This is a genomic window from Sphaerisporangium sp. NBC_01403 (genome assembly GCF_045040145.1).
Lineage (GTDB): Bacteria > Actinomycetota > Actinomycetes > Streptosporangiales > Streptosporangiaceae > Sphaerisporangium > Sphaerisporangium viridialbum.
Genome location: NZ_CP109534.1, coordinates 14,064 through 34,952 on the forward strand (window position 1 = coordinate 14,064; position 20,889 = coordinate 34,952).

Below are 20,889 nucleotides of genomic sequence, written 5' to 3' on the forward strand. Positions count from 1 at the left end.
GCGGAGAAGGTGGAGGAAGATCTGCCATGTCTCTGCGCCCCCAACCTGCCCGTCCGGTACCCGAGGCAACCGCCCAGGTCGCGCGCGCCGCGTTCCCCAAGGGATGCCTGGCGATGCGGGTCCGTGATGAGCTGGGCTCGCTGTTCGACGACGCGCAGTTCGCCGAGGCGTTCTCCGTGCGCGGTGGACCCGGGCTGTCGCCGGGCATGCTGGCGCTGGTCTCGGTCCTGGCGTTCGCCGAGAACCTGACCGACCGGCAGGCTGCTGACGCGGTGCGGGACAAGATCTCGTGGAAGTACGCTCTGGCTCTGGAGTTGACCGACCCGGGCTTCGACTTCTCGGTGCTGTCGCAGTTCCGCGACCGGCTGATCGAGCATGGGCAAGGGCAGCGCCTGCTGGATGAACTGCTGGCCCGCTGCCAGGAGGCGGGACTGCTGAGCGCCGGGGGCCGTCAGCGGACCGATTCCACCCACGTCATCGCCTCGGCGCGGATGCTGAACCGGATGGAGTTCGTCGGGGAGAGCCTGCGAGCTGCGCTGGAGGCGCTGGCCGCCGCTGCGCCGGACTGGCTGGCGGGGGTGGTGGCGCCGGAGTGGATCGAACGCTACGGAGCGCGGATAGATGGCTACCGCTTCCCCAAAGGCGCCGATGCCCGCACCCGCTGGGCCCTCACCGTCGGGACCGACGGATTCGCCCTGCTGGAGGCGGTTCACGCCGCCGGCGCCCCGGTCTGGCTGCGCCGTATCCCGGCGGTGAACATCCTGCGCCTGGCCTGGATCCAGCAGTATCACCGCGACGAGAAGGGGGTGCGCTGGCGGGAGGGCAAAGACCTCCCGCCAGGGAAAATCCGCCTGGCCACGCCGTATGACACCGATGCCCGCTACGGCGAGAAACGCGGCTCGGGCTGGGTCGGCTACAAGGTCCATCTGAGCGAAACCTGCGACCCCGACGCCCCGCACCTGATCACTGGTGTGCTCACCACAGACGCAGCGAGCGGCGATGCGGAGATGACCGAAGAGATCCACCAAGCGTTGGACGCTCGCGGGCTCCGGCCCCGTGAGCATGTGGTCGATGCCGGATATATCAGCATCGCCCTGCTGGTCAACGCCCGTGACCGCGATGGCATCGACCTGGTGGGGCCGGTCGGGGCCGACACCAGTTGGCAGGCTGCCACCGGGCTGGGCCAGGACGCCTTCACCATCGACTGGACCGCAAAGATCGCGATCTGCCCGCGCGGTGCCACCAGCATCAGCTGGTCCGACCAGCACAAACCCAGCGGCACCCCGATCACCCAGGTCCACTTCGACGCCCGCGACTGCGGCCCGTGCCCGGTCCGCGAACAGTGCACACGCGCGAGGGGGCATCGCTACGGACGCAGCCTGACCCTGCTGTCCCAGCCGTCGCAACAAGCCCTGGACCAGCAACGAGCCGAACAACAGACCGACGCCTGGAAGCAGCGCTACAACATCCGCGCCGGAGTAGAGGGCACCATCTCCCAGGCCATCCGCACCGGACGGATCCGCACCACCCGCTACCGGGGCCTGACCAAGACCCGGCTCGCCCACGTTCTCACCGCCTCCGCCCTCAACCTCATCCGCCTGGACGCCTGGTGGACCGACACCCCCATCCGCGGCACCCGAGCCTCTCACCTGGCACGACTTGGCGCTGATCTCGGGTTGGCAGCGTGAACCGAATCGGGCAACAAAGTCCTTCAGGTCGGGGAGGAGGTCAATGCCGGAGAGTCTCACCATCCCCATCCCGCATCCCGGGACGCGCGTTGAGGAGTCCGGACCTACGATTGCGACGGCGGGTGCGGACACAGCACCAACGTGTGCGGGCATACCTTCCCACCGCTCCCTGACGGATGTAAGGGCGGCGGCTGGAGGCTGACAAATAGGACACCGCGCGACGGTGGGTAGCACGGCAGCGCCAGGACGGTCGTGGTCCCCTTCTCGGTGGACGAGGACCGGCGGGTTGCCTGCGACTCCGGCCGCCCCGCCGGTCCCCGCGCGAAAGCCCCCGCCGAAGCGGGGGCCCGGGGTGAGCGGTCAGTTCTGGCCGTGGCGCGCGTCGAGCATGTCCGAGGCGATCGCAATGCACCCTTCCATCTGGTAGGCGGGTGCGCCATATTCGGCGCGTACGGAATACAGAGCTGGAGCTACAGCCGCCAAGTTAATTGCCCTCGCCGCACTTAAGCCGAGACTGAAAGAGCAGGTCACCCGCCCGATATAGCAGATGAATATATTCGATGTACTTACCCCGAAGGTGTGCGTCGACCGGATCGACGGACATGTGACTGATCTTGGATTCGAGTAGCGATAATTCATCGAGATCTTTCCGGAGGTCATCGAAATCAACCCCATCTGCATTACCGTTGCGTGCAGCAATAAGTTTGGCTGCGACGCTGGGGTCGAGCAACAGGAGATCCATCACGCGATCGCCAAATTCATCCCCTTCTGGCTTGTCGGGAAAAGGAGTCCAGGTGAAAGCCTCGAAGGCTGATATCGCCTTCGCAAGGATTGCTGAGTCAATCGGCATAGGTGACTATCCATCCGGTGTGGGAAAGTGGCTCAGGCGCTGAAATGAGGCTTCGCGCCCACCGTCAGGGCCGTCTCCGAAGATCTCCACGGATGGCCCGAACTCCTTGAGGGCAAGAGCCTGGGACAGTTCTTCGAACCGGTGCGGCCCAGGGTTGGTGAGGGCGTAGTCAGTCATAGCGAACATGATGAGACATGGCACTGACAACGAAAGGCTTTGGAACGGGAGTTCGTCTGGGGCGCTCGCCGCAACGGCCGAGTTGTCGATCCTGCCCCTACATCCGCTGCTTCAGGTCCGTGATGAACTCACTGGGATCCATGGGCTGGCGGATCGCGGCGTAGTGCACGGTGCGGGCGGCCTCGAAGTCGCCGGGCAAGTCGTCGTCGGGGTTTCGCCACCGCAGCGCGCCCTCGACGTAGATCTCGCGCCGGTTGGGATCATGAGCGAAGGAAGGCGAGCACCGCCAGGACGCGCCGATGGCCGCCGGCGTCCGGGGGCAGGTCCAGCTTGGTGAAGATGCTGCGGACGTGGGCCTCCACCGTCTTGGCGCTGAGATGCAGTTCCAGGCAGAGCGCGCTGTTGGACCGGCCCTGGGCCATCAGCGCGAGGACTCGGCGCTCGCGCTCGGTCAGGGCGGCGAGGGGGTCGCCGACTCGTTTCTTCGCCACGAGCCGGGCGACCAGTTCGGGATCGATGACGCAGCCGCCTTGGGCGACCCGCCGTACGTCGCCTGCGAAGGTGGCCAGGTCGGAGACCCGGTCCTTGAGGAGGTAGCCCACGCCGCCCTGGAACTCGGTCATCAGCCGCACCGCGTAATGGGTCTCGACGTGCTGGGAGAGCAGCAGCAGCCCGACCTCGGGGGCCGTCCGCCGAATCTCGGCCGCCGCCTCGATCCCTTCGGCGGAATGGCCTGGCGGCATCCGGATGTCGATGATCGCCGCGGCGGGCGGGTCGCGGCGCACGAGGTCGAGTAGCTCCGCGGCGTTGCCGGCCTGGCCGGCGACCTCGAACCCGGCCTCCGCGAGGATGCGGGCCGTCCCCTCCCGGAACAGCACCGCGTCGTCGGCGAGCATCACCCGCATGGGATCTCCGCCCCCAGCCGGGTACCGCCGTCGGCCGGGCTGTGCACCGTAAGCCGTCCGTTCAACATCGCCAGTCGGTCGACCAGGCCCTGCAGGCCGCTTCCCCACTGGCCATCGGCCCCGCCCTGGCCGTTGTCGGTCACCTCGAGCCACAGACGGCCGTCGCGGAGCTGCCCGGCGACCGCGATGCTCGACGCGCCCGAGTGCTTGGCGGCGTTCGTCAAGGCCTCGCTCACGACGAAGTAGGCCGTGGCCTCCACCTCCTGGGGGAGACGCCGGTCTAGGCAGATGTCGACCTGTACGGGCAGCGGTGCGCGCTCGGCGAGGAACCCCAGGGCGGCGGCGAGGCCCTCCTGGGTCAGGATGGCCGGGTGGATGCCGCGGGCCATCTCCCGCAGTTCGGTCAGCGCCTTGGACAGGTGAAGCCGGGCCTCCTCGATCCGAGCGGAGAGGTCGTGGTCGCCGTTCGACGCGGCGCGCCCGGAGACCGCCTGCAGGCTGAGTGCCAGGGTGACCAGCCGCTGCTGGGCGCCATCGTGCAGGTCGCGCTCGATGCGCCGCCGGGCCTCGTCCTGGGCGGCCACGATGCGCTTCGCGGCGGCTCGCAGGTCGGCCGTCTGCACCGAGATCTGGTGCAGGCGTTGCTGCAGCTCGACCACGAGGCCTGCCTGGGCGACGAGGTCGTGCAGCAGCCGGTCCTCGGACGCGGTGAGCACCTCGCCGGGCGTCTTGGTGAGCGTGACCGCGCCCCGCACTGACCCCTGGTGCACGATCGGGCGCACGTGGGTCCGCCCCCCGTCCGCCAGCGATGCGAACTCTCGGGGGGCGGTGCCCGGCTCGACCGACGGGGGCCACGACGCCACCGCGACGAGCTCTTCGTCCCCGCCGACCCAGAGCGTCACCTCGGCCGCCCCCACGCCGTCGGCGATGGTGGAGGCCAGTCCGGTGAACAGGTCGGCGTGCTGATCGCCCCAACTGAGCTGGGTCGACAGCCGCGCCAGGGCCTCGTAGGGCGAGGGCCGCCGACCGTAGACGAGGCGGTCCGCGACGGCGCGGACGCGCCGCCGTACCGGCTCGAACGCGACCGCGACGAGGGCGGTGGCCACCACGGACAGTACGGGGTTCCGGCTGGCCGACTCGCCCACGAGGCGCCCGACACCGAATACCACTGCGACGTAACCGGCCGTGATGAGCGCCGCCATGGCCCCCACGACGAGAGTCTTGTTGATCACCAGGTCGATGTCGTAGAGCCGGTACTTGGCGATCGCGACCCCGGCCGCGAGAGGGATCACCGGCACGGCCAGCACACCGAGCGTGGGGGACCCGAAGACGATCAGACCCCCGGCCATGGCCGCCGCGCCCACGGACACCGCGTAGACGAACCACCGGAGCTGCCGCGCCTCGTCGCCCCGGGCGCGCCGCAGGCGCACGACGACGGCGGCCAACCAAACGACCTGGAACAGCAGGTAGCTCGCCGGACCGATGATGTTCCAGAGCCGCTGCGCCAGGTCGTAGCCGCCGACCGCCAGGGGATGCGGCAGGGAGAGGGCGTTGTCGGCGTACTCGACGGGCCACAGCGCCGAGGCGAGTGCCAGCAGCGAGCCCACCGCCACCATCGCGGCCACCACCGGCCGCCAGCGGGGCGACGGGAGCCGCCCGTCGGGGAAGCACATCAGCATGACGCCGGTGAGCACGAGCACCAGCGCGAGCGGCCACACGCCCAGCCACATCACCCATTCGGCGCCGGGCCGGGCGGCGTCTGGGTGGCCGGCCGCGGAGAGGCCGTACTGGCGGCCGAAGAACATCACCGCATGGACCAGCCCGGTGGCGAAGATGAGCCGGCCTTCGCGGTGGCCCGGACGCCGGTCCAGGAGGAACACACCAACGGCCGTGAACGTCGCGGCGATCAGACCGTTGTGGAGGTTCGGCAGGTACACGCCGAGGCTGAACCCGCCCACCACGAGCACGGTCGAGAGCAGACCCAGGGCGAAGAGGGCACGGCGCCTCGCGGTCGGTGCGGTCGTCATGGCAGGGCGACGACCTGGGCCAGCGACTGCACCGACAGCTCCGCTTTGGTGATGAACCCGGCCGCGCCACTGCGCGCGACGCGGCCGCCGTAGTCGGCCGCCTCCCGGGTGGAGATCAACACGACGGTCGAGCCCTCGGCGAGCTGGGCCAGCACATGGAAGCCGTCGATGTCAGGCAGTTGGACGTCGAGCAGCACCACGTCGGGGCGCAGCGCGGCGATGGCGTGGAGCGCCGACTCGCCGTTCGGGCACGATCCCACGACCTCGTAGCCCGCCGCCTCCAGCAGTTCGGCGGCCTGGGCGCGGAAGTCGGCGTGGTCGTCGACGATCACGGCGGTTCGTGCCATCCGCCAATGCTGTCACAGCATTCCGGCCCTCACATGAGGGCAAACCCTCAGAAATCTTGAGGGTCGGCCCTGATGAACGGGACAGTCCGGCTTCCTAGCGTGATGCCAAAGTCGACCGGCTGAGAGGCACCGCCATGCCAACCGTGACCACGATCGAGGTCGCCCACCGTACGAGCCCGCTGGTGGCGTGGGGACTACTAGCCGGCGGAGTGTTCTTCTTCGCGGGCGGTCCGATGCATCCCAAGCAGGACCCGCCCAATGTCACCGTGAAGGAACACATGCGGATCATGTTCGAGGATCCCTCGTGGTATCCGTCCCATACCGTCCTTCTCATCGGGATGGCTCTGCTCGCCTTATCGCTCGTCGCACTGGTCCGGGGCCGCAGCCTCGCCGACGTTCCGCGCATGCCGGTCGTGGCCGTCATCGCGGCGATCGCCACCGCGGTGGCGGCGCCGGCCATGCTGCTGCACCTGGTCGCCGCGGCCGACGCCGACCGCATCGCCGCCCACCACAGCACGCCGATCACCGATGTCCAGGTCATCGTGGAGACCATCACCGTTCCCGCGTTCGGCTTCAGCATCGCCGCCCTCGCCTTCGTCGGCGCCGCGACCCGTACCCTCGGCAACCTCGTCACCGCCATCCCCGGCGTCCTCGGCGGCGTGGGGTACGGCCTGGCAGGCGCGACGTTCCTGGTGACCGACAAGCTCGACTTCCTGTTCCCAACCGCCGCCGGCATCGCGGTCTGGGCGATGGCCGCGGGCACCGGGCTGCTCCTGCGCCGTCGAGCCGCGAGTACGGCCACTCGCGAGGCGTAGCCGGGATCCGCGAGCTGGCCCGCCGGGCACTCCCCGGTGCGGCCAAGGCCGCGCCGGGGTCCATCTACCCGTAACCGCATGACGACCTGACCGAGACACCATGTCGAGAAGAAGAGCACTGCTCCTTGGTCCGCTATCGGCATCTTGAATCGGTCGCCCGGCTCATCCACCACGCAGGGGTGCGCATGGATCTGGATCTCGGTTTGGTCGCCGACTTCTTGGTGCTCGTGCAGGAGCGGCACTATGGGCGTGCGGCCGTGCGGCTGCACCTGACCTCATCGGCGTTGACGAAGCGCATCCAACGTCTGGAAGGACAACTCGGGGTCGCCCTCGTCGAGCGGGGCCCTGCGGGTGTGCTCGCCGTGAACTCCGCAGGCCGGCGGTTCGCGATCGCCGCCGAACCCTTGATCGCTCAGGCCAACGCCGCCCGCGAAAGTGCCCGGGCCACACCCGCTCGCTACACGCTGCGGGTCGGCGTCCCCGCCGGCACCGGCGCGATCCTTGGACAAACCGATATGACCGGCATCGCACGAGAGGTCCGCCGCAGCTTCCCCGAGACCCGGCTGGTGTGTCAGGACATTCCCTTTCCCGCGCTCACCCGCTGCCTGCCCGAGCATCAGGTAGACGTCCTGTGGACCATGGCGCCCGTGCGACATCCCGCCGTGGCCTCGTTCCCCCTGGCCATCACCACCGCGCGTATCGGCGTGGTCGCCGCCCGGCATCCCCTCGCCGACGCCGAGACGATGAACGTCGAGGACTTCAGCGAGCACCCGATCCTGTACAACCCGGCCGTCGCCGACGAGTGGATGAACCAGTTCTGGCTCGGAGACGTACGGCCACGCCGCGAGGCGCGCCTGGTCGAGACCGACGCCGGGGACCTCACCCGCGTCCTGCGCCAAACCGCCGATGGCACAGCCGTGATAGCCGCCTTCGCGGCGATCGCTCCGCTCCTGGGCTCTCGCTTGAGGGCGGTGACGCTGACCGGCGCTGCCCCCCCTGTGGTCTTCCATGTCGCATGCCGGCGCACCGACCGGCGTGGCGCCGTTCACGCCCTCTTGAAAGCCTTCAAGGCTCTCGGCCCCCGCCTCCTGTAGGCACGATGCGATGCCCGGTTTCTCCGGCTTGGTACGCATCGGCTGCCGGAGACCGCCCCTGCCAGTTGGACTTGCCGACGTAACCGCGCGCCGGCCGGCGAATTGGCCGCAGCCAACCGCCGCCGCGCCAGGCACTGCCACGCCCCGCCGTACGGCTCGCGCCGAGACGGGGCCTCCTGCGCCTCCGCCAGTCGGTTGACATGGGCCCGCTGGCATCTACCTCCTCAGGCAGCGGAAGCCTCCACCCGTCCCTGACCCTTGAAACGCCCCCACACCGTGAGGTGCCGCCCGCTTCGAACAAACGGGCTGAGGGGTATTTCGCTATACGCCGCCTAATTCCGGTAGCTATGGTCGGGCCGTTCTCAGTGTGGTTCTGCGGCGGTCTCGGGAAGACGCAGGGTTGTCGTTTTCGGTGATAGGCCGGTGTATTTTCCGGCGAAGGCCAGGATGTCCGCGGTCAGGGCGCGTTCTTTGCTCGCGGGGGAGGCGGCGTGGGCGGTGTCGGGTTCTCGACGCATGAGGATCGGTCGGTCACCGCTGGTGGCGTGTTGGAGGGCCGCGCACATTTTGGTGACGTGGGCCTCTCCGGTCTGCAGATCGGTTACCGCGCCGGTGAGGAGGAATGCGGGATAGCGGGCTCCGGGCGTGACGTTGTGGTAGGGGGAGTAGGTGAGTAGCCATTGGAGTTGTTCGGGTTGGGAGGCGGTACCGAATTCGTCGGTCCATGTGCATCCCAGGCCGAAGTGTTCGTAGCGCACCATGTCACATAGCGGGCCCTCGGCGATGACCGCGGCGTACAGGTCTGGTCGCTGTGTGGCGGCGGCGGTGACCAGTAGTCCGCCGGCGGACTGGCCATAGATCGCCAGTTGGTCGCGGGTGGTTCGACCGGTGTTGATGAGCCAGGTCGCGGCGTCGTTGAAGTCGCTGATCGCGCGGTGTTTGTGTGGTCCGCGGCCGGCGTCGTGCCAGCGTTGGCCTTCTTCGCCGCCTCCGCGCACGCAGGCGACCGCGTAGGTGCCGCCGGCGCCGACCCATGCGGCTGCCAGGGGGAAGAACCATGGGCGCATCGGCATGCCGAAGCTGCCGTAGCCGTAAAGGAGGGTGGGGCGCGGGCCCTGGTGTTCCTCAGCTGGGGTGAACAGGAACAGCATGATCTCGGTGCCGTCGCCGGCGTGGTAGCGAACGCTGCGGCTGCGGATCTCTGGAGTGTGTCCCGCTATCGTGGCGCCGGTTTCCTGTTCCATCTTCCCGCTGGCGGCGTCGTAGCGGTAGATGGTGGGGGGTGCGGTCGCGTCGCAGTAGCTGAACCATGCGTGATGTCCGTGTGGGATCTTTGCGCGCAGGGATGACACGATGCCCGCGCCGGGAAGGGGCAGACCGCTGAGCGGCCGGCCACTGGCCAGGTCGTGCAGTGTCACGGCGGAGGTGCCGTGGCGGGCGCGTGCCACCAGCAGGAGGGGCCGCGGAAGTGCCGGGTCGTCCAGGACCAGACACTCGTCCAAGGGGGCCTCGGGATCTTCGGCCACCAGCGTGCGCCATGCGGCCGGATCGGTATCGTCCCGGTGCGCCATGCAGATGCGGCCACACGGGGCCTGGTAGTCGGTGACCAGCAGCAGATTGTCGTCCGGGAGGAAGCGCGGGAGAACACGGGCGCGTATGGTGCTTCCGTCCACGATCTTGATGAAACGCGGGGCCTCCGGGTCGATGAGCTCGGCCACGTACACATCGTTGTGTGAGGCGGGCCCGACCATCGCGGTGATCGCCAGATGACGGCCGTCGGCGCTGACCGTGAGCCCGTAATAGTGGTCTGGGGCATCGTCGCCGCCGAGCACCACCGCGTCGGTCCGCCAGGGCGAACCGATCCGATGCAACCTCACCCGCCGCTGCAGACGTATGTCGCCGGGGGCCAGTTCCTCATCGGGAACACGGCTGACGTAGTAGAACGCGTCCCCTCCCGGCAGCCAGGCGAGCGAGGTGTTACGGGCGCGTGGCAACGGCCCGTCCACCGCCTCGCCGGTACGCACGTCCAGCACCATGATGTCGCTGCCGGGCTGCTCGGCGACCTCCATCTGGACAGCCACGCGTTCGCCTTCGCGCGATGGCCACCAGGCGTACAGCCCGGTACGGCCGGACGGATCGATCTCTATCGGATCGACCAGCACCCGCCTGTTCCCTCCGGCGTCAACGACGAGCAGGCGCCGTTGCTCATCCCCACGTAGCTGCTCGGCAAGGAACATGACCGAACCACGCGCCATCGGCGGCTCTGACACGCCGAAGGATGACACCTGATCCACCAAAGACGCCCACGATTGCCTGTCACTCCATCCGGCGCGATACGCGCCGAAGAGACGATCCTGGGCCGCGGCCCAGTCCAGCACGCGCGGATCACTGCCGTCTTCCAACCACCGGTAGGGATCGGAAACCGGGAAACCGAAGAGATCCTCCACCACATCGCCGCGCCAAGCGGCAGGGTAGAAAAATCGCGCCACAAACGCCCCCCGATGCGTCGCCCCGCCTGCCATGGGTAGAGGCACTGCGGCCTTGACGCACCGCAGTACCTCGGTTCACTCAGCTACGACTCGCCGCGAAGAATCTCCGCCTGCCAGCCGCGGACGCCCCCAATGCGGGCCGCCGGAGTGCTATCGCGATACGGTAGGTAGCCATTCATGTCAGCCTCCCGGATCTGTCGATTCGCCCGAAATGGGCGATTACGACGACAGCTATCCCCCCGCCTGCGATCGATAAACACAGGTGTCTCTCTCGACGGTGAGCGCCAATCCTCCTGGATCCCCGGCACGTGCGGACCAGAGGGCCGGCCGACCATATTGGTTATCCTTCCGCTAAAAGTTTGTGCAACGGAAGAAAGCATAATGGAATGCCACGTGAAGATCGATCTCGCGCAAAAGTAATTCGGAGCCCTGCGAGATAGATCGCAGTACCATATTCGGAGATCCTCAGGGAACGGCTCGCCAGGTCCGCGGTAAAGGCTGATCGGCGTGCGCGCCCGTTCCACGACGCTCTGGAAGGTGTGGCCGACCTCTTCGACGGGCTGGCCGATGCCCTCCGGCTGTCGTCGAACACGAAAAGAACGCCCCGCGCAGGTCAGCGCGGGGCGTTCGGGCTGTTCCGGTGGTGTGGTCAGGGAAGGGGGTTGAACCGCCGGCGTCTCGTTACCGGTCGCGGTCTCACGACCGCTTCGAGACCGGGACCACGTACCGGCTGAACACCAGGTCGCGCAGCACGTCGTCACCGCCCTCGACGATCGAGACGTACCGCACGTCGCGCAGCAGTTTGCCGATGACCGACTCGTGGGTGTAGCCGAGGCCGCCGAACATCTCGGAGGCCGTGGAGGCGATCTGCCAGCCGGTCTGGCCGCAGAACATCTTCGTGGTGAGGGCGGACTTCAGGGTCCCGATGCGCAGGAACTCCTCGCCCGCGTCCGGCCGGACCGCGACGGCGTCGTACGCGCGCGCCGCGGCCAGGCACTGGTTGACCATCACGTCGATCTGCATCTCGAACTGGCCCAGCCGGCCGGCGAACACCGCGTTGCCGGCCAGCGGGGAGCCCTTCACCGACTTGGACTTGCCGTACTCCATGCACACGTCCCGCACCCTGCGTGCGATGCCGAGCCCCGTCGCGGCGATGAGGATCCGGCTGGCGTTCAGCCCGACTTCCAGCAGCCGCAGCCCGTTGCCCCGCAGGACGTTGCCCGCGGGGACGCGGCAGTCGGTGAACGTGACCTGGTAGGTCGCCGACGAGCGCAGCCCGATCACGTCCCACCGCTTGTCGATCCGCACGCCCGGGGTGTCCCTGGGCACCAGGACGGCGAGGTACCCCGACGGGTCCTCCTGCGAGCGGGCGATCACGACGAGGAACTGCGCGAAGCCGGCGTTGGTGGAGAAGGCCTTCTGCCCGTTGAGCACGATGGAGTCGCCGTCGCGGGCGGCCATGGTGGTGATGCGGGCCAGCTCGCTGCCCGCCGCGTGCTCGCTGCCGAGCGTCGCGCAGGATCCGTTCTCGGCCACCATGCGGCCGAGGTGGCGCTCCTTGAGCTCCTCGCTGCCGTACCACGCGACCATGCTGGTCGTCAGGACCGGGATGAACAGCGTGAACGCCACTCCCGCGTCGCCATAGGCCAGCTCGGAGACGATGCGCACGCTCTCCTGGAGGCCGAGCCCGAGCCCGCCGTGTTCCTTGGGCAGCCACCAGTTCGCCAGGCCGGTCTCGGCGAAGCGCTCGTAGAGCGGCAGCGGAGCGTCGGCGAGCGAGTCGAGGTAGGCGTCCTTGCCCAGCAGCTCGCGCCGGGCGAAGCCCTGCACCCTGCGCAGGTATTCGGGCTGCTTCACTCCTCCTCCACCCCGTCCACCTGGTCCCGGGAGTCGAGCAGCGCGGCGAGCTGGCGGACCGTCGGGCATTCCAGCAGCCCGGTGACCGGCACCGAGGCGTTCAGGGCCTTGCGGATCCGCGTGGTCAGCTCGATCGCCAGCAGCGAGTGGCCGCCCAGCTCGAAGAAGTTGTCCGTGGCGCCGATCGGCTCGATGCTCAGCACCCGCGACCAGATCTCGGACAGCGTGGCCTCGGTGCCCTCGCGCGGCTCCACGTACGGGGTGCTCAGGTCGGGCCGGGGGTGGCGTTCCTGGTCGTCGTACTCGTCGTTGGCCTCGTGGATGTCCCCGGTGACCCACTGGGCGATGCGGGCGTCCAGCGAGCCGGTCGAGATGACCAGGTGCCCCACCCGGTCCCCGGCGGACAGGGCCCGCTCGAACACGTCGACGGCCTCGGCGGGCGCCATCGCGTAGTCGAGCACGGCCGAGCTGTGCCCTTCCAGGCGGTCGGGGTCGATGCTCCAGGTGTCCCAGTCGACGGTGATCCACCGGCCGGCGTCGGAGGTGCGGGCGACGCGGATGTAGGCGTCCAGCGCGGCGTTGGCCGCCGCGTACGGGGCCAGCGTCATCCCGCCGAGGACGGCGGCGATGGAGGACAGGGTGATGCGCCGGTCGGGGGCCTGGTCCTTGAGCACCGCCTGCAGGACGTGGAAGCCCTTGACCTTGGCGGCCATGTGCGCGTCGCACTGGTCGCGGTCCATGAGGTGGGCGAAGTTGAAGAAGCCGCCCTCCTGCACTCCCGCGCCGTGGACGGCCACGTCGATCTCGCCGAAGCGCTCGACCGCCGCCTCGACGACCGCCCGCATCTGCGCCTCGTCGGACGCGTCGGCCGACATGGCGAGCACCGTGGCGCCCCGGGCCTCCAGGTCGAGGATGTTGCGGATGTGCCGCGCGGTCCGCTCGCCGCGCTCGGGCACCGCCGAAAGGTACCCCTCCCACTCCTCCCGGGGCGGCAGCGGGGAGCGCGCGGTGAGCACCAGCCGGCATCCGTACTTGCTCGCCAGGTGGCGGGAGAGCACGAGCCCGACGTCGCCGAGGCCACCGGTGATCAGCACCGTGTCGCCGTCGCGGATCGGACGGTCCTCCTCGGTGAGCTCCTGCACGGGGAACGGCTCGTACCGCCGCAGCCAGGTCTCGCCCGCGCGCACCGCGACCGGCCCCTCGTGCGGGCACACGACCGCGGCCAGGATCTGCGTGGCCAGCGTCTGCAACGCGCCGGGGTTGCCCGACGGCACGACGTCGCTGTCGATGTGGCGGCAGCGCAGCCGGGGGTTCTCCTGGGCGAGGCTCGGCGCGAGCGCCGCGAGGGTGGAGTGCTCCGGGTGACGCAGATCGGAGCCGAGCACCCCCACCGCCTCGGAGGTCAGCAGGGCCAGCTCGGCGCGCGGCGCGGAGCCGGTGTTGTCGACCAGCTCCCGCGCGAGCGCCAGGGCCGAGTAGAAGCCCCGGTACTGCTCGCCGTCGAAGTGCGCCACGGGGTCGTCCCCCTGGCCCGCCTCGGCGCCCGCCAGGCTGAACCCGTGGATGATCGCGCGGGGGCCGGCCGCCAGCGAGTAGAGCAGCTCGGCCATGTCGTCGGCCTTGTCGACCCGCACGGTGAAGTCGCCCGCGTCGTCCTGGTGGAACCGGTCGCCGCCGCGCACGGCGGTCACCTCGGCGCCGGCGTGGTTGAGGCGCTCGACCAGCGCCTCGCCCCGCTCGTCGTCGGTGAAGACCAGCCAGGGTCCGGCCAGCCTGAGCCGCTCGTCGAGGCCGGCGACCGGCAGCGGGTGCTGCTGCCACGTCGGCAGGTACGTCCACCGCGAGCGGTCGAAGTTCTTCCCCTCGGACGGGGGCGCCGCCGCCTGGCCGGGCCTGGGCTTGACCCAGAACCTGCGCCGCTGGAACGGGTAGGTGGGCAGCTCGACCCGGCGCCCGGCGCCCCGGTGCAGCGCCGCCCAGTCGATGGAACTGCCGGCCTGCCACAGCCGGGCCACGGTGGCGAGCAGCCACTCGGCCGCCGTCGCGCCGCCGCTCGGCGCGACGGTGACCTCCTCCACTCCGGACGGCGGGGTGGACCCGTCGCGGAGCACGTGCACCCCGAGCCCGCTCAGGGCGTCGGCGAGCGCGCTCAGCGCCTCGTCGCGGCCGGGGCCGGCGGGACGGGACGAGCCGCGGGCCTCGCCGCCGGGACGCAGCACCTCGGCGACCGCCGCGTGCAGCTCGGGCCACCAGGTGGACGGTACGTCCTCGGCCGGCTCGACCAGCAGGACCTTGGGGTTGCGCCGCTGGGTCTTGCCGTCGATCCAGCGTGCCGGGTCGGCGAGCGCGGCGAGCGCGTCGTCGCGGTCACGGCAAACGACGGCCCGCCGCCGGGCGAAACCGCCGCGGGACACCTGGAGCGTGAAGGCCACGTCGGCGAGGTCCTCGTCGCGGTTGCCGTCGAGGTGCTCCCGCAGGCGCTCGGTCAGGTCGGACAGGGCCTGCTCGTCGGTTCCCGAGTACACCAGCAGGTGCGGGCCCGGCCGCTCGGCCCGCTCGGGCCTCGGCGGCGCCTGCTCCAGGACGACGTGGGCGTTGGTGCCCCCGAGGCCGAAGGAGTTGACCCCGGCGCGGCGCGGGTGCGGGCCCTCGGGCCACGGACGGTGCTCGGTGAGCACGGTGAAGCGGTCCTGCGCCGTCGCCAGCGCCGGGTTCGGGGTCTCGTAGTCGGGCGTGCCCGGGAGCAGCTCGTGCTTGAGGGTGAGCGCCGCGCGCATCAGGCCGGTGACCCCGGAGGCGCGGTCGAGGTGGCCGATGCTCGGCTTGAGCGAGCCGAGCACGCAGGGCGTCTCGCGCGGTTGGGCGAACGCCCGGTTCATGGCGGCCAGCTCGATGGAGTCGCCCAGCATGGTGCCCGTCGCGTGGCACTCGACGTAGCCGACGGTGTCGGGCTTGACCCCGGCCACGCCGAGGGCGGACTCGATCACCTCGGCCTGGCCGTCGACGCCGGGCGCCGTGTATCCGGCCCGCATCCGCCCGTCGTTGTTCGCCGCGGACCCGAGGATCACCGCGTGGATGACGTCGCCGTCGTTGATCGCGTCGGACATGCGCTTGAGCGCGACCGTGCCCACGCCGCTGCCCATGACGGTGCCGCTCGCCTCGGCGTCGAAGCTGCGGACCTTCCCGTCCGGCGACATGATGCCGCCCTGCTCGTACAGGTAGCCGGACGGCTGGGGGAGCGGGGTGAAGGCCCCGCCGGCGAGCGCGATGTCGCATTCGTACGTCAGCAGGCTCTGGCAGGCCAGGTGCACCGACACCAGCGACGTCGAGCAGAAGGTCTGCACCGTCACGGCCGGGCCGCGCAGGCCGAGCTTGTAGGAGACCAGCGAGGCGAGCGAGTCGCGCTCGTTGCCGACGGCCATGAGCAGGGCGCCGCCCGGCTGCCCGGCGAGGTGCTGGATGTTCTGCACGATGTAGTCGGGGAAGCCGCAGCCGGCGAAGACCGCGACCTGCCCCGGCACGTCGGTCGGGCAGTATCCCGCGCTCTCCAGGGCCTCCCAGGAGCACTCCAGGAACAGCTTGTGCTGGGGGTCCATCGTCTCGGCCTCGCGGGGGTTGATCCCGAAGACCGTGGCGTCGAACTGGTCCAGCCCGTCCAGGGGGCCGCCGATGCGGACGTAGCGCGGGTCGGCCAGCTGACCGGGCTCCACGCCGGTCTCGCGCAGCTCCTCGTCGGTGATCTCCCGCAGGCCCTTGACCCCGGCCAGCACGTTGCGCCATAGCTCCGCGACGCTGCCGGCTCCGGGGAAGCGCCCGGACATTCCGATCAGTGCGACCGCCGAGTCGTAGTCGGTTACCGTCATGACGTCCTTCCGCTCCGGAGCATGTTGCGTCGCTGTTCGATGCGGGACCGCTGCTGGTCGCGGGCCCCGGCGGCCTGTTCGTCCTTCTCCTCGCCGGCGGTGGCTGCCTCGGCGAGCGAGGCGACCGTGGGCGCCTGGTACAGGAGGTGCGGCGGCAGGTAGGAGAGTTCGAGCGCCTTGCGGACCTCCGCGATGATCTCCATGCCGAGCAGGGAGTTGCCGCCGAGCTCGAAGAAGTTGTCGTGCACGCCGACCTGTTCCAGGCCGAGCGCCTCGGACCACACCCCGGCGATGGTCTCCTCGGCCGGCGACTGCGGCTCGACGTACGCCGTCGACAGGTCCGGCCGCGGATGCCGGCCGAACGCGTCCCTGATCTTCTTGACCGTCGCCTGGTGGCTCTCGATCGACGAGCGGCGGCTCATCGCCACCAGGGGCGCGAAGTCCTGCGTGGACGCGATCGTGTGCGGCTCGCCGCTGGCGAGCACCCGGAGCAGCGTCTGGAACCCCTGGTCGAAGCTGATGCCGAACGTCTCGCGGTACCACTCGAAGTACTGCCGCGACCCCTCGTCGTAGTTGTCGAGGCCCTCGGTCCAGCCGTTCCAGGTCCACTCGCCCCAGTCGATCGAGGCGACGGTGCACCCGGGGAGCGCGTCGCTGAGCGCGAACGCGTCGAGGTAGGCGTTGGCCGCGCAGTAGTCGACCTGGCCCGCGCCGCCACCCGTCGCCGAGGTGGTCGAGGAGAACAGCGCGACGAAGTCGACCGGCACCTCCCGCAGCGCCTCGGCGATGGCCAGCGTGCCCGCGACCTTCGGCGCGAGCACCCGTTCGATGTCGGCGGCCGTCTTGAACTGCATCAGCCCGACGGCGGGCACCGCCGCGCAGTGCAGCACGCCGTTGAGCTCGCCGAACCGCTCGATCGCGGTGCCGACCGCGCGGCGCACGTCGGTGAGCTGCGAGACGTCGCCGGCCACCGTGACGACCTCGGTGCCGGCCGTCACCAGCCGCTGGAGGCCGTCGAGCCGCCTGCGCACCTCGTCGGCCGTGCTCGGGGAGGCCAGGATCTGGCCCCACTGCTCCCGGGGAGGCACCGGTGTCCTGCCCATCAGCACCAGGCGCGCCTGGTACTGCTCGGCGAGCCGCTCGGCCATGGCCAGGCCGATGCCGCCGAGGCCGCCGGTCACCAGGTACGTGCCGCCGGGGCGGACGCCGGCGGCGGGAGCGGCGTCCTCGATGCAGGACGCGTCGAGCACCTCGTAGCCGGGGACCCAGCGCCGGCCGTCGCGCAGCGCCACGACCTGGTCGGCGGGCTCGGCGCGTAGCTCGGCCAGCACCGCGCGCGGCCACTGCTCGGCCGTGGCGGCGTCGAGGTCGATGAGCCTGGTCTGGACGCGCGGGTACTCGACCGGGATCAGCCGGCACGGGCCGAGCAGGGTGCCGCGCTCGGCGTGGACCACGTCGCCCGGGAGCACGCGCTGGCTGCCGACGGTGACGATGTCGAGAGACCACGGCGAGAGCCCGACGTCACCCGCGGCGCGGGCGAACGCGACCAGGGTGTGCAGGCCGCGCTGGAGGCAGTCCTCCGTCGCGTCTCCGTCGGTTCGTGCCGCGCCCGCGGTCCACAGGTGGACGATGCGCTCGGGCCGGCGGTCCTGGTCGCCCAGCTCCCGCAGCACGGCGATGGCGTCCTCCTGCGAGCCCGGCCGCACCACCATGCCGTCCGGCCCGTCGACGAACCCGTCGCCCGGCCGTACCAGCACGACCTCGCGGCCCGCCGACGAAAGGTGCTCGCGCAGCGACGCGGCGAGCGTGTCCGCCAGGCCGGTGTCGGTGTAGATCAGCCACCGGCCCGCCTCCTCGGCGCGGGCCGGCCGGGGCGTGGTCTGGTGCCATACCGGCACGTTGACCCACTGCTCCTCGGGCAGCCGGGGGAGCGCCTTGGCGATGCTGGTCGGGTCGTTCTCGTCGAGCAGGGGCGCGCCGCTGCCGGCCGCGGTCTGGTCGATCTCGAGCCAGTACTCCTGGTGCTCGAACGGGTACGTCGGCAGCGGTACGCGTCCGGGAGCCCAGCGGTCGCCCGGCGCGACGTCGGCGGGGGAGACCTCGTGCAGCGCCGGCCAGTCGACCGTGACCCCGGTCAGCCAGAGCTTGCCGACCGCCGTGGCGCCCGCGGCGTGGGCGTCCAGCTTGTCGTTCGCGGCCGGCAGGGTCGTGACGATAAGCGGCCACTGCGTCCGCTGGCAGTCGGGGTGGCCGCGGGTCAGCGCGCCGAGGGACTGCCCCGGGCCGATCTCGGCGAGGGCCGTCTCGCCGCCGTCCAGCACGTGGGCCAGCGCCGCCCCGAACTCCACCGTCTCGCACAGGTGCCGGGCCCAGTAGCCGGGGTCGGTGACGACCTCCTCGGTGGCGGGCTGTCCGGTGACGTTGCTGATGTACGGGATGGCCGGCGCGTTGAGGGTGACGTTGTCGGTGATCCAGGCGGTGAGCTCGGCGGCCACCGGCGCCAGCATCCGCGAGTGGTACGCGTGGGTGGTCGCGAGGCGCCTGCTTCCGATCTCCGCCTTCAGCAGCAGGGCGGCGGCCTCCTCGACCGCCTCGACGGGGCCGGCCAGCACGACCTGCGAGCCGGTGCGCACCGCCACGTCCAGGTCGCGGGTGAACAGCTCGCCGAGCACCGCGCGCAGCCGCCGCTCGTCGGCCGCGACGGCGAGCATGGCGCCCTCGGGCTGCGAGGTGATCAGCTTGGCGCGGTAGGCGACCAGCCGGAGCGCGTCGGGGAGCGACAGCACGCCCGACAGGCAGGCGGCCACGTACTCGCCGAGGCTGTAGCCCACCATGATCTCGGGCTTGATGCCCCAGCGCGTGAACTGCCGCGCCAGCGCGTACTCGGCGACGAAGACGGCGGGCTGGATCAGGTGCGCGTCGGAGGTGGGCCGGGGCGCGGTGTCGCCCGCACGCCCGAGGAGCCGGGCGAGGTCACCGGCCTCGCTCGCGTCCGCTTTCGCGGGCACGAACATGTCGGACAGCTGCGCCGCCTCGGTGAGGCCGAGGATGGCCACGCACTCGTCGACGTCCTCGCGGAAGGCCGGGTCGTCGGCGTACAGCGCCGCCACCATGCCCGGGTACTGCTCGCCGACCCCGGCGATCAGGAACCCGACCTTGCGGCCGATCGTGGCGTCCGTACGGCCCAGCGGCCCGGCCACGTCGGCGAGCAGCTCGGCCGCGCGCCCGGTGGAGTCGGCGATGACGACCTTGCGGTGGCCGAAGAGCTTGCGGCCGACCTGGAGCGTGTAGGCGACGTCGCCGAGGTCGAGATCCGGCGCAGACTCCAGCCGCTCGGCCAGCCTGGCGCACGACCGCTCGGCGGCGGCCGCGGAGCGGGCCGACACCGGCAGGACCTGCCAGCGGCGCGGGCGCTCGCGGCGCGGCGCGACCGCCGGAGCCTCGGTGACGATGGCGTGGGCGTTCGTGCCGCCCATGCCGAGGGAGCTGATGCCGGCGATCCTCGGCCGGTCGGAGCTGCGCGGCCACGGCGTGGGCTCGGAGGTCACCCGGAAGGGGCTGTTGTCGAAGTCGATCTCGGGGTTCGGGGATCGGTAGTGCAGGGTCCCCGGGATCAGCTCGTGGCGCAGCGACTGGATCACCTTGATCAGCCCGGTCACGCCGGACGCCCGGTCGAGGTGGCCGACGTTGGGCTTGATCGATCCGAGCACGCAGTACTGCTTCGCCTCGGTCGGGCCGAAGGCGCGGGTCAGGGCGGCGACCTCCATCGGGTCGCCGACCTCGGTCGCGGTGCCGTGGGCCTCGACGTAGGAGATGGCCGACGGGTCCACCCCCGCCTTCTCGATGGCCCTGGAGACGCACCTGCGCTGGCCGTCGATGCTCGGCGCCAGATAGCTGAACTTCATCGCGCCGTCATTGTTGATGTGGGAGGCGCGGATGACGGCGAGCACGGTGTCCCGGTCGGCCAGCGCGCGGTCGAGGCGCTTGAGCATGACGACGGCGGCGCCGTCGCCGAACATGCTTCCCTTGCCTTCGGCGTCGAAGGTGCGCACGTGGCCGTCGGGCGACTCCTGGCCGCCCTCCTCCCACAGGTAGCCGATCCTGTCGGGGATGCGGATCGACACGCCACCGGCCAGGGCCATGTCGCACTCGTCGCGGCGCAGGCTCTCGCTGGCGAGGTGCACGGCGACCAGCGAGGTCGAGCAGAAGGTCTGCACCGTCACGCTCGGGCCCGAGAGGTCGAGCCGGAAGGACACGTTCGTGGCGAGCGAGTCCTTGTCGTTGCCGATCATCAGCGCGGACGGGTCGATGCCCATGTCGAACGCCTTGAGGCGGGTCAGCAGGTAGGCGCTGATGTTCATTCCCGCGAACACGCCGACGCTGCCCCGGTCGCCCGGCGAGGCGTAGCCGGCGGTCTCGAGGACCTCCCACACGCACTCCAGGAAGACGCGCTGCTGCGGGTCGGCGAGGGTGGCCTCGCGGGGGTTGTAGCCGAAGAACCCGGCGTCGAACCCGCGGATGTCGTCGAGGATCGGGCGGCTTCTGACGTAGTTCGGCTGCTGGAAGGTCGTCGGGTGGACGCCCGCGAGCGTGAGGTCCTCGTCGGAGAACCGGGTGAAGGACTCGACCCCGGTGCTGATGTTGCGCCAGAACGTCTCGACGTCGTCCGCGCCCGGAAATCGACCGGCCATGCCGATGATCGCAATATCGGACTCGTCCGTCGAGTGTTTCGAGTCGCCAGGTGAATGTTGCTTCATCAACATGCCCCTTATGTGCC

Annotated in this window: 11 protein-coding genes; 3 read left to right on the top strand and 8 right to left on the bottom strand. The window is 70.4% G+C overall.

The window, feature by feature from the left end:
- Positions 1–26: 26 nt before the first annotated feature.
- The gene (locus tag OG589_RS00065; protein ID WP_405145096.1) at positions 27–1,688 is read left to right on the top strand and encodes an IS1182 family transposase; all 1,662 of its coding nucleotides are present in this window, start codon (positions 27–29) and stop codon (positions 1,686–1,688) included.
- 484 nt (positions 1,689–2,172) lie between these two features.
- Here the strand turns inward: OG589_RS00065 and OG589_RS00070 are convergent, their stop codons facing one another.
- The 4 genes from OG589_RS00070 to OG589_RS00085 all read right to left on the bottom strand — a co-directional run bounded on the left by OG589_RS00070 (position 2,173) and on the right by OG589_RS00085 (position 5,994).
- Positions 2,173–2,538, bottom strand: a complete 366-nt coding sequence (locus tag OG589_RS00070) for a hypothetical protein (RefSeq protein ID WP_405145097.1) — start codon at positions 2,536–2,538, stop codon at positions 2,173–2,175.
- A gap of 437 nt (positions 2,539–2,975) precedes the next feature.
- The gene (locus OG589_RS00075; RefSeq protein WP_405145098.1) at positions 2,976–3,620 is read right to left on the bottom strand and encodes a response regulator; all 645 of its coding nucleotides are present in this window, start codon (positions 3,618–3,620) and stop codon (positions 2,976–2,978) included.
- Positions 3,611–5,647 (bottom strand): sensor histidine kinase, encoded by a 2,037-nt coding sequence (locus OG589_RS00080; protein WP_405145099.1) that lies wholly within the window; start codon positions 5,645–5,647, stop codon positions 3,611–3,613. Before OG589_RS00080 ends, OG589_RS00075 begins: the two co-directional genes overlap by 10 nt.
- Positions 5,644–5,994 carry a response regulator transcription factor gene (locus OG589_RS00085; protein ID WP_405145100.1) on the bottom strand — a complete coding sequence of 117 codons (351 nt, stop codon included), beginning with the start codon at positions 5,992–5,994 and terminating at the stop codon, positions 5,644–5,646. The genes OG589_RS00080 and OG589_RS00085 overlap by 4 nt, the downstream gene beginning before the upstream one ends.
- A gap of 134 nt (positions 5,995–6,128) precedes the next feature.
- Here OG589_RS00085 and OG589_RS00090 point away from each other — a divergent pair, with 134 nt between their 5' ends.
- Together OG589_RS00090 and OG589_RS00095 are read left to right on the top strand one after the other, a co-directional pair.
- Positions 6,129–6,809, top strand: a complete 681-nt coding sequence (locus tag OG589_RS00090) for a hypothetical protein (RefSeq protein ID WP_405145101.1) — start codon at positions 6,129–6,131, stop codon at positions 6,807–6,809.
- 185 nt (positions 6,810–6,994) lie between these two features.
- Complete coding sequence (locus OG589_RS00095; RefSeq protein WP_405152246.1) at positions 6,995–7,903, top strand: LysR family transcriptional regulator; 909 nt, start codon at positions 6,995–6,997, stop codon at positions 7,901–7,903.
- A 362-nt stretch (positions 7,904–8,265) separates the two neighbouring features.
- Here OG589_RS00095 and OG589_RS00100 read toward each other — a convergent pair whose 3' ends face one another.
- The 4 genes from OG589_RS00100 to OG589_RS00115 all read right to left on the bottom strand — a co-directional run bounded on the left by OG589_RS00100 (position 8,266) and on the right by OG589_RS00115 (position 20,875).
- The gene (locus OG589_RS00100; protein WP_405145102.1) at positions 8,266–10,392 is read right to left on the bottom strand and encodes a prolyl oligopeptidase family serine peptidase; all 2,127 of its coding nucleotides are present in this window, start codon (positions 10,390–10,392) and stop codon (positions 8,266–8,268) included.
- A gap of 696 nt (positions 10,393–11,088) precedes the next feature.
- Positions 11,089–12,249 carry an acyl-CoA dehydrogenase family protein gene (locus OG589_RS00105; RefSeq protein ID WP_405145103.1) on the bottom strand — a complete coding sequence of 387 codons (1,161 nt, stop codon included), beginning with the start codon at positions 12,247–12,249 and terminating at the stop codon, positions 11,089–11,091.
- Positions 12,246–16,112: an SDR family NAD(P)-dependent oxidoreductase gene (locus OG589_RS00110; RefSeq protein WP_405145104.1), complete on the bottom strand. Its 3,867-nt coding sequence runs from the start codon at positions 16,110–16,112 to the stop codon at positions 12,246–12,248. The genes OG589_RS00105 and OG589_RS00110 overlap by 4 nt, the downstream gene beginning before the upstream one ends.
- A complete protein-coding gene (locus tag OG589_RS00115; RefSeq protein WP_405145105.1) occupies positions 16,109–20,875 on the bottom strand; it encodes an SDR family NAD(P)-dependent oxidoreductase in 4,767 nt (1,588 codons plus the stop codon). The genes OG589_RS00110 and OG589_RS00115 overlap by 4 nt, the downstream gene beginning before the upstream one ends.
- Positions 20,876–20,889: the final 14 nt, after the last annotated feature.